Annotated in this window: 17 protein-coding genes; 9 read left to right on the forward strand and 8 right to left on the reverse strand. The window is 56.8% G+C overall.

The genetic code is table 11. The features are described 5' to 3' along the window. Positions 1 to 360: 360 nt before the first annotated feature. The 4 genes from ABLO27_RS24105 (at position 361) to ABLO27_RS24120 (ending at position 3,144) form a co-directional block, all read left to right on the forward strand. Positions 361 to 927: a peroxidase-related enzyme gene (locus tag ABLO27_RS24105; protein ID WP_353036497.1), complete on the forward strand. Its 567-nt coding sequence runs from the start codon at positions 361 to 363 to the stop codon at positions 925 to 927. A 102-nt stretch (positions 928 to 1,029) separates the two neighbouring features. After that, positions 1,030 to 1,980, forward strand: a complete 951-nt coding sequence (gene argC, locus ABLO27_RS24110) for an N-acetyl-gamma-glutamyl-phosphate reductase (RefSeq protein ID WP_353036499.1) — start codon at positions 1,030 to 1,032, stop codon at positions 1,978 to 1,980. A 38-nt stretch (positions 1,981 to 2,018) separates the two neighbouring features. Further along, positions 2,019 to 2,624, forward strand: a complete 606-nt coding sequence (gene leuD, locus ABLO27_RS24115) for a 3-isopropylmalate dehydratase small subunit (RefSeq protein ID WP_353036501.1) — start codon at positions 2,019 to 2,021, stop codon at positions 2,622 to 2,624. Between the two features lie 310 nt (positions 2,625 to 2,934). Beyond that, a complete protein-coding gene (locus tag ABLO27_RS24120) occupies positions 2,935 to 3,144 on the forward strand; it encodes a DUF2061 domain-containing protein (protein ID WP_353036503.1) in 210 nt (69 codons plus the stop codon). Between the two features lie 74 nt (positions 3,145 to 3,218). Here ABLO27_RS24120 and ABLO27_RS24125 read toward each other — a convergent pair whose 3' ends face one another. Next, positions 3,219 to 3,719 (reverse strand): cyclic nucleotide-binding domain-containing protein, encoded by a 501-nt coding sequence (locus tag ABLO27_RS24125; RefSeq protein WP_353036505.1) that lies wholly within the window; start codon positions 3,717 to 3,719, stop codon positions 3,219 to 3,221. 25 nt (positions 3,720 to 3,744) lie between these two features. Beyond that, positions 3,745 to 4,428 carry a response regulator transcription factor gene (locus tag ABLO27_RS24130; protein ID WP_352950398.1) on the reverse strand — a complete coding sequence of 228 codons (684 nt, stop codon included), beginning with the start codon at positions 4,426 to 4,428 and terminating at the stop codon, positions 3,745 to 3,747. 192 nt (positions 4,429 to 4,620) lie between these two features. Between ABLO27_RS24130 and ABLO27_RS24135 the strand changes: the two genes are divergently transcribed. Continuing rightward, a complete protein-coding gene (locus ABLO27_RS24135) occupies positions 4,621 to 5,160 on the forward strand; it encodes a L,D-transpeptidase family protein (protein WP_353036507.1) in 540 nt (179 codons plus the stop codon). A 33-nt stretch (positions 5,161 to 5,193) separates the two neighbouring features. On the opposite strand, the gene ABLO27_RS24140 is transcribed toward ABLO27_RS24135, so the two are convergent. Next, a complete protein-coding gene (locus tag ABLO27_RS24140; protein WP_353036509.1) occupies positions 5,194 to 5,676 on the reverse strand; it encodes a hypothetical protein in 483 nt (160 codons plus the stop codon). A 215-nt stretch (positions 5,677 to 5,891) separates the two neighbouring features. On the opposite strand from ABLO27_RS24140, the gene dapF reads away from it, so the two are divergent. The 3 genes from dapF (at position 5,892) to ftsY (ending at position 9,539) form a co-directional block, all read left to right on the forward strand. Further along, positions 5,892 to 6,803, forward strand: a complete 912-nt coding sequence (gene dapF, locus ABLO27_RS24145) for a diaminopimelate epimerase (protein WP_353036511.1) — start codon at positions 5,892 to 5,894, stop codon at positions 6,801 to 6,803. Continuing rightward, a complete protein-coding gene (mtaB, locus tag ABLO27_RS24150) occupies positions 6,800 to 8,068 on the forward strand; it encodes a tRNA (N(6)-L-threonylcarbamoyladenosine(37)-C(2))-methylthiotransferase MtaB (protein ID WP_353036513.1) in 1,269 nt (422 codons plus the stop codon). The genes dapF and mtaB overlap by 4 nt, the downstream gene beginning before the upstream one ends. A gap of 85 nt (positions 8,069 to 8,153) precedes the next feature. Continuing rightward, complete coding sequence (ftsY, locus tag ABLO27_RS24155) at positions 8,154 to 9,539, forward strand: signal recognition particle-docking protein FtsY (RefSeq protein WP_353036515.1); 1,386 nt, start codon at positions 8,154 to 8,156, stop codon at positions 9,537 to 9,539. Positions 9,540 to 9,866: 327 nt separating this feature from the next. Here the strand turns inward: ftsY and ABLO27_RS24160 are convergent, their stop codons facing one another. The 3 genes from ABLO27_RS24160 to gloB all read right to left on the reverse strand — a co-directional run bounded on the left by ABLO27_RS24160 (position 9,867) and on the right by gloB (position 11,483). Then, positions 9,867 to 10,310, reverse strand: a complete 444-nt coding sequence (locus tag ABLO27_RS24160; protein ID WP_353036517.1) for a cupin domain-containing protein — start codon at positions 10,308 to 10,310, stop codon at positions 9,867 to 9,869. Positions 10,311 to 10,361: 51 nt separating this feature from the next. Then, a complete protein-coding gene (locus ABLO27_RS24165) occupies positions 10,362 to 10,577 on the reverse strand; it encodes a hypothetical protein (RefSeq protein WP_353036519.1) in 216 nt (71 codons plus the stop codon). 123 nt (positions 10,578 to 10,700) lie between these two features. After that, positions 10,701 to 11,483: a hydroxyacylglutathione hydrolase gene (gene gloB / locus ABLO27_RS24170; protein ID WP_353036521.1), complete on the reverse strand. Its 783-nt coding sequence runs from the start codon at positions 11,481 to 11,483 to the stop codon at positions 10,701 to 10,703. Positions 11,484 to 11,621: 138 nt separating this feature from the next. On the opposite strand from gloB, the gene ABLO27_RS24175 reads away from it, so the two are divergent. Beyond that, complete coding sequence (locus ABLO27_RS24175) at positions 11,622 to 12,410, forward strand: class I SAM-dependent methyltransferase (protein ID WP_353036523.1); 789 nt, start codon at positions 11,622 to 11,624, stop codon at positions 12,408 to 12,410. Between the two features lie 142 nt (positions 12,411 to 12,552). Here ABLO27_RS24175 and metW read toward each other — a convergent pair whose 3' ends face one another. Beyond that, complete coding sequence (gene metW / locus ABLO27_RS24180; RefSeq protein ID WP_353036525.1) at positions 12,553 to 13,185, reverse strand: methionine biosynthesis protein MetW; 633 nt, start codon at positions 13,183 to 13,185, stop codon at positions 12,553 to 12,555. Between the two features lie 3 nt (positions 13,186 to 13,188). Continuing rightward, on the reverse strand, positions 13,189 to 14,406 hold the full coding sequence (gene metX, locus ABLO27_RS24185; RefSeq protein WP_353036527.1) for a homoserine O-acetyltransferase MetX: 1,218 nt from the start codon (positions 14,404 to 14,406) through the stop codon (positions 13,189 to 13,191). Between the last annotated feature and the right edge of the window lie 157 nt (positions 14,407 to 14,563).

The raw sequence follows: 14,563 nt of genomic DNA on the forward strand, positions 1-14,563 counted from the left end.
TTTTATCCCCTTAGGCGATCTTCGGTTTGGCTCTGTCGCATGGTAGGTCAAAGACCCCTAAAAGAGATTAAAACGGCTTGGTGCAGTCAGTTCTCGGGCGAGGCCGTCGCAGCGTGGGAAACAGGGACCGTTTCCTGGCCGCCGCGGCGTAATCGGTGAGCCGACCGGACATATCGCAAGGACATTGAACTGGCTCCGTTCCGCAACGCGATCACCTTCGAGCGGGGGCGAAACCCGATCGTGGATCCTGTCATGCGGACTTTCGTCACTTCCAATGCCATCTTAAACTCATTTACGGAACCAGGACCTTTGTTCTTAAATTGCAGCGACCCTAGAAGTTTTCATGACGGGAGGACCAAATTGTCAAGTAAAGTCACTGCCTTGCAAATCGATTCAAATGTAACATTAAGTGAAAAAACGCAGGCCTATTTCGATTTGTGCGAGGAAAAGCTGGGTTTGGTGCCCAATGTGCTCAAGGCCTACGCCTTTGATGAAACGAAACTGCGCGCTTTCACCGACATGTATAACGACCTCATGCTGGGAGATTGCAGTCTCTCCAAGCTTGAGCGTGAGATGATCGCCGTGGTTGTTTCAGCCGTCAACCGCTGTTTTTACTGCCTGACTGCGCATGGAGCGGCGGTTCGCGAACTGTCCGGCGATCCGGTTCTCGGAGAACTGATGGTCATGAACTACCGTGTTGCGGATCTCAGCGAACGGCAGCGGGCCATGCTCGACTTTGCCGTCAAGCTGACAGAGAAGCCGGCGGAAATCGTTGAAAGCGACCGGCAAGGCTTGCGCGATGCAGGGTTCTCCGACCGGGATATCTGGGATATTTCCTCGGTCGCGGCGTTTTTCAACATGTCGAACAGGGTCGCCGCAGCAAGCGACATGCGTCCCAATGATGAGTATCACTCAAGAGCCCGTTGAGCTCTCGTCGTGCTGCACGGCGGTGACAAGCGATGGAATTGGGTGTATGACGCATCCGATTTCATTCACTCGCTGAAGCGTTAAAGAGGAGAGGAGCGGGCGATGGTTGCGCGCGTATTCATTGATGGCGAAGCTGGCACGACGGGATTGCAGATCCGCGAGCGCCTCGCCATGCGCCGTGATCTTGAGCTTATCTCCATTCCTGACGAGAGCCGCAAGGATCCGTCGGCAAGAGCCGACTATCTCAACAAGGCGGACATTGCGATCCTTTGTTTGCCTGATGCGGCGGCCAAGGAAAGCGTAGCGCTTATCCAGAACGACACCACGCGGGTGATCGACGCGTCCAGCGCCCATCGGGTTGCCGAAGGCTGGGCTTATGGTTTTGCCGAAATGGATACCGACCAGGGCGATATCATTGCAGCGGCGATGCGTGTCACCAACCCGGGTTGCTGGCCGCAAGGGCTCATCGCCGCAATGCGCCCGCTTATTGATGCGGATCTGTTACCGTCTGATCTGGCCGTCAATTTTCACGGCGTTTCGGGCTATTCCGGCGGTGGCAAAGGTATGATCGCGGACTACGAGAACCGCGGCGCCGACACGAACGTTTGTGCGCCCTACGCACTCGGGTTCAATCACAAGCATCTGCCGGAAATGCGCGAGTATACGCTGCTTGATGCCGCGCCGCTGTTCACACCGACGGTCGGCAACTATTACAAGGGCATGCTTACCGTGGTGCCGTTGAACCTTGCCAAGCTGGACAAGGTGCCGACCGGGGCGCAGCTTCACAACGCACTTGCCGATCATTTCGCCGGTGCCGCCGGCGGCTTTGTCGAGGTTGCTCCGCTGGAAGCCATTGAGCGGTCCGACGAACTCAATCCGCAGGCACTCAACGATACCAATCGTCTGCGCCTGCACGTCTTTGCAAATGACGCGCGCGCTCAAGCGGCGATCATTGCCGTCTATGACAATCTGGGCAAGGGAGCCTCTGGTGCCGCCGTCCAAAATCTTAATCTGATGCTCGGTGTCGATCAGACCACAAGCCTTGCGGCTTGAGGTGATCCACCGGACTGGACCATTCAGGAGAGGAAGTAATGGAAAAATTTGAAACCCTGACCGGTGTCGCAGCGCCAATGCCGATCGTGAACATCGACACGGACATGATCATTCCGAAGCAGTTTCTGAAGACGATCAAGCGCACCGGTCTCGGAAGCGCCCTGTTCTATGAAATGCGCACCAATGACGATGGCTCTGAAAATGTGGACTTTGTTTTGAACAAGGCCGCATACCGGGATGCAAAAATCATCATTGCAGGCGACAACTTCGGGTGTGGTTCCTCTCGCGAGCATGCGCCCTGGGCGTTGCACGACTTCGGTATTCGCTGTGTGATCTCCACGTCATTCGCCGATATCTTCTACAACAACTGCTTCAAGAACGGCATTCTGCCGATTGAAGTGTCTGAAGACGAGCTGGAAACCCTACTGCACGCAGCCGAGCGCGGTTCCAACTTCACTCTGACGATCGATCTGGAAAGCCAGGAGATCCAGGGGCTCGAAAGCGGTGATATCGCCTTCAAGATCGACCATTTCCGCAAGCACTGCCTGATCAACGGTCTCGATGATATCGGACTGACAATGGCGAAGTCGGACCAGATCGATTCATTCGAAGGTGAAATCGGCAAGAGCCGTCCCTGGGTCTGAGACCCAGAGTTCCGATCTGAATTACAGAAACCCGGTGCGCTCGCGCCGGGTTTTTTGCTGCGGGGCGGGTGGCCCGTCATTCTTATTGGCAATCCGGGAATGATTTTGTCGAACCACTGCAAGCCGGTTACGTCATATCGCGACCTCCAAGGCATCTATCGATATCTTTCGGTTTGTGTCGTTTGTTTATAAAACTCACATAAATGACATAAAATCAACAATTTGGATTTTTGTAGTCAAAATACATGATCCTCAACATGTTCCACTTTTGCTATTGTAATCAGATAGATAGATTGCGGTGCGGAAGAAAATGGAAGAAAAACGTCGATTGGTATTAAAGTCTGTTACGTGGCAGCTTTCTGGAGTGATTTCAATGACACTCATTGGCTGCATTTTTACCAGTTCAGTATCGATAAGTAGCGGTATTGCGATTGTAAGTTCTGTTACAGGCTTCTTTTTTTACATACTGCATGAGTTCGTATGGTCGAAAATATTCTGGGGCCGTCGCAAAATTTCATGAATTCGCGCAACAACAGAGAAGCACCATCGTGGCGGGGGCGACTCCCGCGCCAAATTGCAGGCAACCGGAAGGCGCTATTCTGAATCGTTCTTCGAGTGCCGCTCGGCATTAACCTGTTGCAGCTCGGCCATCTTTTCGCCAATCGGCCGGAGTGCGGCGATCGTTTGCTGATAACGGCTCGCGTGCTGCTCGAACAGACGGCGGGCAAGTTCCGGATATTCCTGGATCATACGTTTGAAAAGCGCGCGGCGGATGCGGATGATGCGTACAGGCCCGACAGCCTCCGCCCGGCAAGGGCGCCTGCTTTCCGCCAGAAGTGCCGTTTCGCCCAGCAGAGTTCCCTCGCCGACCGTGTCGACTTCCTGGAATCCGTCCTGACCTCTCGTCTGGAGGCTGACCGTGCCGTTGGTTATGACCAGACCGCCGTCAGCGCGCTCGTCCTGATCGAACAGGCGCTGACCGCCGTTATAGTCCATGCTTTCGGCGCTGAAGGCGAGCAGCCGCAGCTGATCGTCCTGAAAGTCGGAAAGCAATGGGATTCGTTTGAGAATCTCTATGTCTTGGGCAAGGCTCATGCCCAAGATTTACGCTGATTACCCGTTAGGGCACAAGCTTATATCCACCGGCTTCTGTGACCAGAAGCTCCGCATTGGACGGATCACGTTCAATTTTTTGACGCAGACGATAGATGTGGGTCTCGAGCGTGTGCGTTGTAACGCCAGAATTGTATCCCCAGACCTCATGCAGCAGCACATCGCGTGTGACTGGTTTTTCACCCGCGCGATAAAGGAACTTTAGGATCGAGGTCTCTTTTTCGGTAAGTCGAACCTTGGAACCGGCATCGTCCTGCATGACCTTGGCGGCCGGGCGGAAGGAATAGCGTCCGATTGCGAACGTTGCATCTTCGCTTTGCTCGTGCTGGCGCAGATGGGCGCGGACGCGGGCGAGGAGAACCGCGAACTTGAATGGCTTCGTGACATAGTCGTTTGCGCCTGCTTCCAGGCCGAGGATCGTGTCACTGTCGCCGTCATGACCGGTCAGCATGATGATCGGTGCCTTGAAACCGTTCTTGCGCAGGAGCTTGACCGCTTCGCGTCCGTCGATATCCGGAAGACCGACATCCATCAGCAACAGGTCGACATGTTCATCCTTGGCAAGGCCAATGCCGGAGGTTGCTGAATCAGCCTGGATGGTTTCGAACTCGTCATAAAGAGAGAGTTGCTCAACCAGCGCTTCGCGCAGTTCGTTATCATCATCGACTATCAAAATCGTGCGGGCGGTCATGGTCCTGGTCCTCGCCAAAAGTCTCAAATTGATCACGCCAACTTGTGCAATCTACACATGCGTGTTCCTGCTTCTATGTGCGTGGGAAATTCTCGCCATACAAGCCGTGGTTCGTCAATTCTTCTTCACGCGGGGTTTAAGGCTGGTTTATCAGAGTTTTCTTTTTAGCATTAAGGTCAAGAAATACCTGTGATGACACATTTCCAAAAACCGGCGGATATCCTTGAAGTTCGAGCGCTGACGCGCGACAAGACCAAGGGAATTCTGCGTTTCGGTCAGATCACGGTTCCGTGTGCACTGGGGAGGTCAGGCATTCTGGCGCGCAAGAAAGAAGGTGATGGCGGCACGCCTTCAGGGCGGTTCGAACTGCTTCATGTCTACTATCGACCGGACAAGGGCCTGCCTCCGGCAACGAATTTGCCTCTCGAACCGCTCACTCCAATGTCGGGCTGGTGTGATGATCCACGGCATCGGCTTTACAACCGGCCGGTCCGGCTCCCCTTTGCATCGAGTCACGAGAAGATGTGGCGAGAAGACCGGCTTTACGACATCGTCGTTGTGCTGGATTGCAACATGTATCCGGCGGTAAAGGGCAGGGGCAGCGCGATATTCTTTCACATCGCGCGGGAAGACTACAGGCCGACGGAAGGCTGTGTTGCCGTTGCGCCCGAGCATATGCGCCTGCTGCTCGCCGGAACACGTGCCGGCGCGGTTATGCAGATCCGATTGTGAGGCGCGCCGCCGTTGCAATGCAGGCGTTGGCGTTTATTCTTCTTCCGTCTGCGGACGATAGATGGTGAAGGAGCCGCTGACACGGACTGTGGTGCGTTCGCCGTTGCCATCATCCAGATCGGTCGTTCGGACATAGAACCGATGTCTCTGAACGTTGAAGCTGCCGTTGACATTGCTTTCCAGAAAGGTTGCCCTTCCGTTCGCGTCGATGCTTTCCAGTATGGCCGTGTGCCTCGGATCTCCGCGGGACTGCGTCCTTTCCTGCCAGCCTTCATCGTTTTCAACGCGAACCCTGACGCGAAAGTTGGAAAACTGAAAGACATCTCCCGGGCGGGCATTGGCCAATTGATCGACCACACGTCCCCATCGATAGGTTGCCGCTGGCTTGTGAAAACCGACGCTGGCAAAACCGTTGTTGACCAAGGTCCAGCACTGGCCGTTTCCTTCCTGCCGTCCAAGGCGTTCGGTTGCAAAGGCGATCAGACGTTGGGCTTGTTGCTCGGTGACGTCGGGCATCGACGAAGTCCTCTTCAAGGTCAAATTCAAGAAATCACCTTACGTCAGATCAACGTTTTGCTGATGTAACCGGCATCACAAGTCGGCGCTTGCTTTGGATTCGGTACCCCGTCTTCAAGACGACTGGTAATTTGACAAGAAATCCGCCATATAGGGGCAAATGATCGTGAAAAGTCGATCAGTTTCCCTGAACCCCAAATAGAAGTGCTTCCGGTATGGCGTCTGAAACCAGACCCTTTTTGAAAATGAATGGCCTCGGCAATGATTTCGTTGTGTGGGACGCGCGAGAAAAACCGCTGCGTCTGTCCAGGGAAGCAATTGCCAAGCTGGGCGACCGGGAAAGTGGAATCGGGTTCGATCAGATGATCACCGTTGAACGTTCCGGCCTGGGCGTCGACGCTTTCATGCGCATTCATAACCGGGATGGTGGTGAGGTTTCCGCCTGTGGCAACGCCACCCGGTGCATCGGTCGTCTTTTGATGGAAGAAGGCGACAAGGAGCTGGTGACGATCGAAACAAGTGCCGGTTTGCTGCATGCCTTTGATGCTGCCGGCCCGCGCACCGTGACAGTCGACATGGGCGAACCTCGTCTTGAGTGGAACCAGATCCCGCTGGCGGAGGAGTTTGCAGATACCCGTGCCATCGAACTGCAGATCGGTCCCATAGACGATCCGATCCTGCATACGCCGGCCGCGGTCAACATGGGAAATCCGCACGCTATCTTCTGGGTCGATGATGTTGAGGGATATGAACTGGAACGGGTGGGCCCTCTGCTGGAGCGTCATCCGATTTTTCCGGAATTCGCCAACATCTCGCTGGCGCATGTCTTTGACGAAGACCAGATCCGCGTGAAGGTCTGGGAACGTGGTGTCGGTCTGACGCTTGCCTGCGGAACCGCAGCCTGTGCGGTCGGCGTCGCGGCAGCGCGTGACGGCAAGACCAGCCGCAAGACGACCGTCCATCTGCCGGGAGGCCCGATTGGCATCGAATGGCGCGAGAGCGACAATCATGTTCTGATGACAGGTCTGACGGAAGTGGAGTTCGAGGGCGAAGTCGATATCGATACGCTCGACTGGCGCAAGACCGCCACCGGGGATGCACCGCAGGAGGCTGGATCTGCCTCATGAGCATTGACGTCGTCACATTCGGCTGCCGGCTCAACTCCTACGAGTCGGAAGTCATGAAGCGCGAGGCGGAAGCCGCGGGACTTAAGGATGCCATCCTGATCAACACCTGTGCGGTGACGAACGAAGCCGTGCGCCAGGCGCGCCAGGCCGTTCGCAAGGCCAAGCGGGATAATCCGGATGCCCGCGTGATCGTGACCGGGTGCGCAGCGCAGACTGAAACCGATACCTTTTCCTCCATGGACGAGGTCGACCTGGTGCTGGGAAACACCGAAAAGCTGGAGCGCAAGTCCTATCAGGATGTGGTCGCGTTCGGCATATCGGAGACCGAGAAAGTCCGCGTCAACGACATCATGAGCGTTCAAGAGACCGCAGGCCACCTGATCGACGGCCTCACCGGACGGGCCCGCGCATTTGTGCAGGTCCAGAATGGGTGCGATCACCGTTGCACTTTCTGCATCATTCCATACGGCCGTGGAAATTCCCGCTCCGTGCCGATGGGCGTGGTGATCGATCAGATCAAGCGCCTGGTCGACAACGGATACAACGAGATCGTTCTGACCGGCGTTGACATCACGTCTTACGGGGCAGATCTGCCGGGTGCGCCGAAACTGGGTTCCCTGACGGCCAAGATCCTGAAAATGGTTCCGGATCTGAAGCGTCTGCGTCTTTCTTCGATCGATTCCATCGAAGCGGATGAGGATCTGATGCGGGTAATCGCAGAAGACGATCGCCTGATGCCGCATTTCCACCTGTCCCTGCAGGCTGGTGACGACATGATCCTGAAGCGGATGAAACGACGTCACCTGCGTGCCGATACGATCCAATTCTGCGACGAGGTTCGCCGTATGCGTCCCGACGTCGTCTTCGGGGCAGATATCATCGCCGGGTTCCCGACGGAAACCGAAGAGATGTTCCAGAACTCCCTGAAGATTGTCGATGAATGCGGATTGACCCATCTACATGTTTTCCCGTTTTCTCCACGTCCGGGTACGCCTGCCGCACGCATGCCGCAGCTGGAGCGTTCAATCGTCAAGGAACGCGGTGCTCGCCTGAGGGCCAAGGGTGAAGAGGTGTTGGTCAAGCACCTTGCTGGTGAAGTCGGTAAAGTCTCTCCTGTCCTGATCGAGAAGGAAGGTCTTGGCCGGACCGAACAGTTCACGCAGGTCGAACTGAACGGCGGGCAAGCCGGAGAGATTGTCGAAACGAAAATTATCGGCCATACGGGGCGGCATCTTCTGGGCGAAGCCCTTTCCAAGGCGGCCTGACGGTTGTCAAAGCCATTCCGGTAAAAGCACGTCATGATGTGCGCATCGGATGAGGCAAACAGACTGGATTTCTTAAGGCGGTTTCATGAGCGAGAAAAAGCGTGGGTTTCTTGGGCGGCTCTTTGGCGGCAAGGAGAAGCCGGTAGAAAAGGTCGAGACCGAAACCGATACGGTTGTTGAAAGCCCCGCTGCGGATGAGCAGCAGGTTGTCGAACCAGAGACGACCGTTGACGAAGCAGTTGTGTCCACCGAAATGGATGTGGAACCGGTCGTGTCCATGAGCGAGCCGGTTCAGACGCTCGATGCCGTTGTCAGCCCGAACCTTGTTTCGGATTTTTCGCCTCCAAATGCTCCGTTGAAATCGGAAGACATTCTTACAACTGATCTGGCACCAGAGCCCGATGCCGATCCAGAGGCGGACCTTGAGGCAGAAAGTCAGGCGGAACAAACCTCCGAAGCGGAGCCTCTCGTAGAAGCTGAGCCGGTTGTTGAGCCCGAGCCTGCTCCTGAGCCCGAACCGGAATCTGCGCCAGCTCCGGTTGTCGAGGAGCCGAAACTTTCCTGGTTCCAGAGGCTAAAAAAGGGACTTTCCCGGTCTTCCGCATCGCTGACCGAGGGCATCAGCTCCATCTTCACCAAGCGCAAGCTGGACGCCTCCATGCTGGAGGAGCTGGAAGACATTCTGATCCAGGCCGATCTTGGCGTCGACACGGCCATGGCGATCACCGACCGTTTGTCCGATGGCCGCTACAACAAGGAGATTTCGCCGGAAGAGGTCCGGGAAATCCTATCCGAAGAAGTCGAGAAGGTTCTTGAGCCGGTCGCGCAGCCGCTCGATCTGGACATGGGCAAGAAGCCGCATGTGGTGCTGATGGTCGGCGTGAACGGCACCGGCAAGACCACGACCATCGGCAAGCTGTCGCAGAAACTGCGCTCCGAAGGCAAGAAAGTGATGCTGGCAGCGGGCGACACATTCCGCGCCGCAGCGGTCGAGCAGCTCAAGATCTGGGGTGAGCGCACGGGAGCTGAGGTTGTTGCCCGCGATACAGGTGCGGATGCTGCCGGTCTTGCCTTTGATGCGATGAAAGAAGCCCAGGAAAAGGGCGTTGACGTTCTGCTGATCGATACAGCCGGTCGCCTCCAGAACAAGGCGGAGCTGATGGATGAACTGGAAAAGGTCATCCGTGTCATCAAGAAACACGACCCCGATGCCCCCCACACAGTCCTTCTGACGCTGGATGCGACGACTGGGCAGAATGCGCTCAACCAGGTGGAAATCTTCGGCAAGGTGGCCGGTGTGACTGGTCTGGTCATGACCAAGCTCGACGGAACAGCAAGGGGCGGTATTCTGGTCGCCATTTCCGCCAAGCACGGACTGCCGGTGCACTTTATCGGCGTCGGTGAAGGCGTTGCCGATCTGGAGCCGTTCTCAGCCAAGGATTTCGCCAGCGCAATTGCCGGTTTGGCCTGACGGTTCTACTTTCTGCTCTTGTCATCCCTGCGAATGCAGGCATCCAGCAATCCGTGAGGATTGTCGTCTTGCCGAGAGGTCACAGCGTACTGGATCCCGGCTCGCGCTTCGCTTGGCCGGGATGACAAAGAGAGTGTGAAGTTTTTCGGAGAATTGCCGTCGTACTTGGCCTTGGCGACTCTCGCGGTTGTCATCCCCGCGAACGCAGGGATCCAGTGCTCCGTGAGGCCTGTTTGTTGACCGGGGGGTCTCGCTGTCTCGGTCCTGGTTCGCGCTCCAGGTGGTCAGGAAGACAATTAAGGTGAACGAGTTAACCGTGCAAAAGGGTCAGCTGCCCGGTTCCCATCCTTCCGGCGCCATCTCGAATCCTTCGAACTGAAAGCCCGGTGCCACGGTGCAGCCGACCAGGGTCCAAGCGCCGAGGGATTGCGCCTGCTGCCAGCCGTCGCGAGGGACAATGCCCTGCGGGCGTTCACCGGCGAGAAGATTGCTGCCGAGAATGAGTGTTTCCTTGGTCTTGCCGTCCGCACTGATCGAGAGCTCGAGCGGGCTACCGGCATACCAGTGCCACGTTTCGACCGCATCGACCTTGTGCCAACGCGACAGGACACCCTCCGGCAGCAGGAAATAAATCAGTGTGGATGCAGCCCGGCCGTTGGCGTCAGTCATGTCATCGCGGAAGGTCTCGACATAGAACCCTCCCTCTGGATGTGGCTGCATTTTCAGAAGGTCAACGACTTGTTTGGCTGACAGCTCGGTCGAATTCGGCATTTGAGTTCCGGATGGTTCAGGTTCTGGCGGAAGATCCGGACCTTCGAGCGTTCAGGACGACTTCGTGTCAGAACAGAAGGCAAGATCGTCGATGGTTTCCCTCAAGGCTGCAACGACTTCCTGGTAGAGAACCTGCATGTCCAACTTATGGCCGCCGCCATGCTGCATCGGGATCGGTTCTGCCTGGGTGAGGATGCGGTGTACCACATCCTGCGCGCGCTGCTCCGCACTACGGCTGGTCAGCGCCTCGGTACTGGCGAGTGTCATGTTTTCTGCCCCTTCATGATCACAACAGGTTGCATATGGGGGCAAATGCCAGGGATTTAAGCCTTTTGGGGGAGAAAAGCCGTCCGCAACCCTGGGGGCTGAACGGACGGCAAAGTTTTTACCTCAAGCGTTGTCTTTGCGTGTCCGGATCTCGGTAAAAACATCCGCAGCAGACTTGCCTTCCATCCCGAGCGCGGCCACGACAGACGCCTCTGCCGCGCGCAGAAACGGATTGGTTGCCTTCTCCACACCCATCGAAGTTGGCAAGGTCGGCTTGCCTTGTGACCGCAAGTTCGAGACTTCCTGTGCCCGGGCCTGCAGATCAGCGTTGTCCGGTTCGATCGTCAGTGAAAACCTTGCGTTGGCCTCGGTGTATTCATGGCCACAATAGATGGCGGTGTCGTCGGGCAGTTCGCGCAGCAGTTTTGACAGCGAGGACCACATCATTTCCTTGTCGCCTTCGAACACCCGGCCGCATCCGAGTGAAAACAGCGTGTCTCCCGTATGGGCAAACTTGATCGAGGGAATGTACCAGGAAATCTGATCAAGCGTGTGCCCCGGTGTCGAGATGGCCTTCACTTCATAAGGGCCGCAGAGAATATGATCTCCGTCTTCGACAGTCCGGTCGAGTTGGGCGATCTTCTGCGCGGATCTGGCAGGTCCATAAACGATCGCGCCGGTTTTCTGCTTCAGCTCTCCAAGGCCCTGCACATGATCCCAGTGGTGGTGAGTGATCAGGATATGGGTCAGTTTCCAGCCGGTTTCCTCCAGCGCCTGTTCATAGGCGCCGGCATGGGGAACATCGAACGCTATTGTTGTTCCGCTATCCCTGTCATGAACCAGAACGCCGAAATTGTCGTCGAGGCAGGTGAATTGATGGATCTCGGTGTTGTCGCTCAAGGTCATGGTTCGGCACTCCGCAATGATTGACTTGTTGAATTGCACAGTGGCAAAAGGACGGTCCCGGGGCAAGGCAAGAGTGCTTGCGCTTTCTCACAGTTCCTTGTTCAATCGCTGTAAACAGCATCCGCCGAGCGAGTATTGATGTATCTTGACGTCGTCCATCTGCGCGCATTTTACGATCTGCCACTCGGACGGCTCCTGCGGAGCCTGATAGGTGCGCCCATCCGTTCCATGTGGCCGGAACTGAAGGGTCAAAGGCTCCTCGGTATCGGCTATGCCGGACCGTTCATGCGGCCCTATCTCGACAATATTGACCGGGCGATAGCCGCCATGCCCGCCCCCCAGGGGGCCGTTCCCTGGCCGCGAGAGCGCGAGAGTGCGTGCGCGCTGGTGGAAGACGGAGCCTTGCCGTTTCCCGATCTTTCCTTTGACAGGATCATGCTGGTGCATGCGCTTGATCACTGTTCCGATCCCGACGCGGTTCTGAAGGAAGCCTGGCGCGTCCTGGCGCCGGGAGGCCGGTTGATTGCAGTTGTTCCCAACCGGCGAGGGCTTTGGGCTCAGTCGGAACTCTCGCCATTCGGTTATGGCCGTCCCTATTCGGGCAGACAGTTGAAGGAATTGCTGAAGAGCTGCCAGTTCAACGTGCTGGAGGACAAGGAAGCTCTTTTCATGCCGCCTTCCAAGGCGCGTACCATTCTGCGTGCCGCACGAACGTGGGAAGGTATCGGCCGCAGGATCTGGCCTGCCTTTGGAGGCGTTCTTATCGTGGAGGCCGAAAAGGTGGTCTATCAAAGCCTGCCGGCTGACGGAAAACGCAGCCGTCTGCGGGCCTTGCGGCCGGTCTTCATTCCCGAAGGCGTGGCAACCGGGCTGAAACCGGTCAGGGCAGCAAGTGTCGAGCGGATGGGATCTCTTCTGGACGACTAGAGGGCAAGCAATAGTTCGTGTTGCTGCGACTGCCGGTAATCCGGATCAGTCAACGATGCTCCGGCATCCTTTCGTCCGCAACAACGCCAGAGGAGTGGCTACAATCCCGCCGATTTAGGAGAGTGAAAGCGCTCCTGCGCAATTATCGCTTCAGCAGAAAGACCGCCTGTTCGGCGACGATGTTCCAGACCCACCAGGGAGCATTGACCGGTATCTTGTTGCCGCGCGCGCTGAGTGCAATGGCTTTTTCCACGTCGGCATCAAGCTCACGGCACAGTTCGACAAAATCGCGAAGCGAACAGAAGTGGATGTTGGGCGTGTCGTACCACTCGTAAGGCAGATATTTGGTCACGGGCATGCGTCCGCGGAACAGCAGCTGCATTCGGTTGCGCCAATGGGCAAAATTCGGAATGGAAACGATAACCTGCTTGCCGATGCGCAGGAGTTCGCTCATCACCTGTTTCGGCTGGCGGGTTGCCTGAAGGGTCTGGCTGAGAATGACAATGTCGAAAGCCTGATCGGGATAGTCGGACAGGTCCTTGTCCGCGTCCCCCTGAATGACCGACAGTCCGCGCGCAACACACCGGTTCACACCGGCCTGGCTGAGTTCGATGCCGCGGCCATCCGCCCGGCGCTCGCGCACGAGCAGGTCAAGCAGCGCGCCGTCCGCCGAACCGATATCCAGAACGCGGATGCCGTTGGGAACCAGAGAGGCAACCACCTTGTGGTCGCCACGGACTTCACCGGGTTTGGTCTGTGTGGGCGCAAGGTTCATGGCTTAGCGTTCCTCTCCCGGTGCCGGCAGCCCCCTTGCGCGCGCTGCTCCCGTGATGAAGCCCTGGATGGTTTCGAACATTTCCGGGACGTCCAGCAGGAAAGAGTCGTGACCACGATCGCTTTCGATCTCGACGAAGGAGACATTGGCCGCTGCCGCATTCAACGCCTTGACCACACTGCGGCTCTCGGATGTCGGGAACAGCCAGTCCGAGGTAAATGACATGACGCAAAACCGTGTTTTGGTATCCCTGAAAGCGTTCGGCAGTGATCCGCCGAATTCCTGTGCCAGGTCGAAATAGTCCATAGCGCGCGTCACATAGAGATAGGAATTGGCGTCGAACCGGTCGACAAAGGTCATGCCCTGGTGGCGCAAATAGCTTTCGATCTGGAAATCGGCGTCGAAACCGAATGTCAGGTTTTCCCGGTCCTGCAGATTGCGGCCGAATTTCTGGTGCAGGGATTCATCTGACATATAGGTGACGTGGGCGGCCATTCGGGCCACAGCCAGACCCTTGGTCGGACGCACGCCCTCCTGGATATAGTTGCCGCTGCACCAGTTCGGATCCGCCATGATCGCCTGACGGCCGACCTCGTGAAAGGCAATGTTCTGCGATGTGTGCCGGGCAGCCGCCGCAATCGGCACGGCTGCAAACACGCGGTCGGGGTAGCTGGCGGCCCATTGCAGGACCTGCATGCCGCCCATGGAGCCGCCGACCACGGCAAACAGGGTGTCGATGCCCAGATAGTCAACCAAACGGGCCTGCGCGCGAACCATGTCTCGAATGGTGATCACCGGAAGATCAAGGCCGTAGGGTGTTCCGGTTGACGGATTGAGCGTCGCCGGACCGGTGGTTCCAAGGCAGCCACCCAGAACATTGGCACAAATTACGAAGTAGTGGTTGGTATCGATTGGTTTGCCGGGGCCGACCATCAATCCCCACCAGCCCGGTTTTCCGGTTACGGGATTGGTCGAGGCGACATACTGGTCGCCGGTCAGGGCGTGGCATATGACGATGGCATTTGTCTTGTCGGCATTCAACTCGCCGTAGGTCTCGTAAGCGATTTGCCATGGCGCCAGTTCGATGCCTGAATCCAGCTTCAGAGGGTCTTCTGCGGAAAAGTGCGCGACCTTGCTGGACGGCGTTACAGCCTCGGAGGCTTTCAGATCTTCAAGGGATGTTTTACCGGGCGCAGCAGAGTTTTCTGTTTCGGCGGGCATGTGCGAGACCGTGACCTTCTTCGTCCTGGTTCGGGAAAACCTGACCTCGGAGAAAGACCGAAGGCAGGGAAATCCTGTCAGGCTGACCTGACATTTTTGAAATGGAACGACAATCAGACTGGCGACCTAGCCGTGTGAAGCTTTCTGAGTCAATGAT

The organism is Roseibium sp. SCP15 (assembly GCF_040329435.1).
GTDB lineage: Bacteria > Pseudomonadota > Alphaproteobacteria > Rhizobiales > Stappiaceae > Roseibium.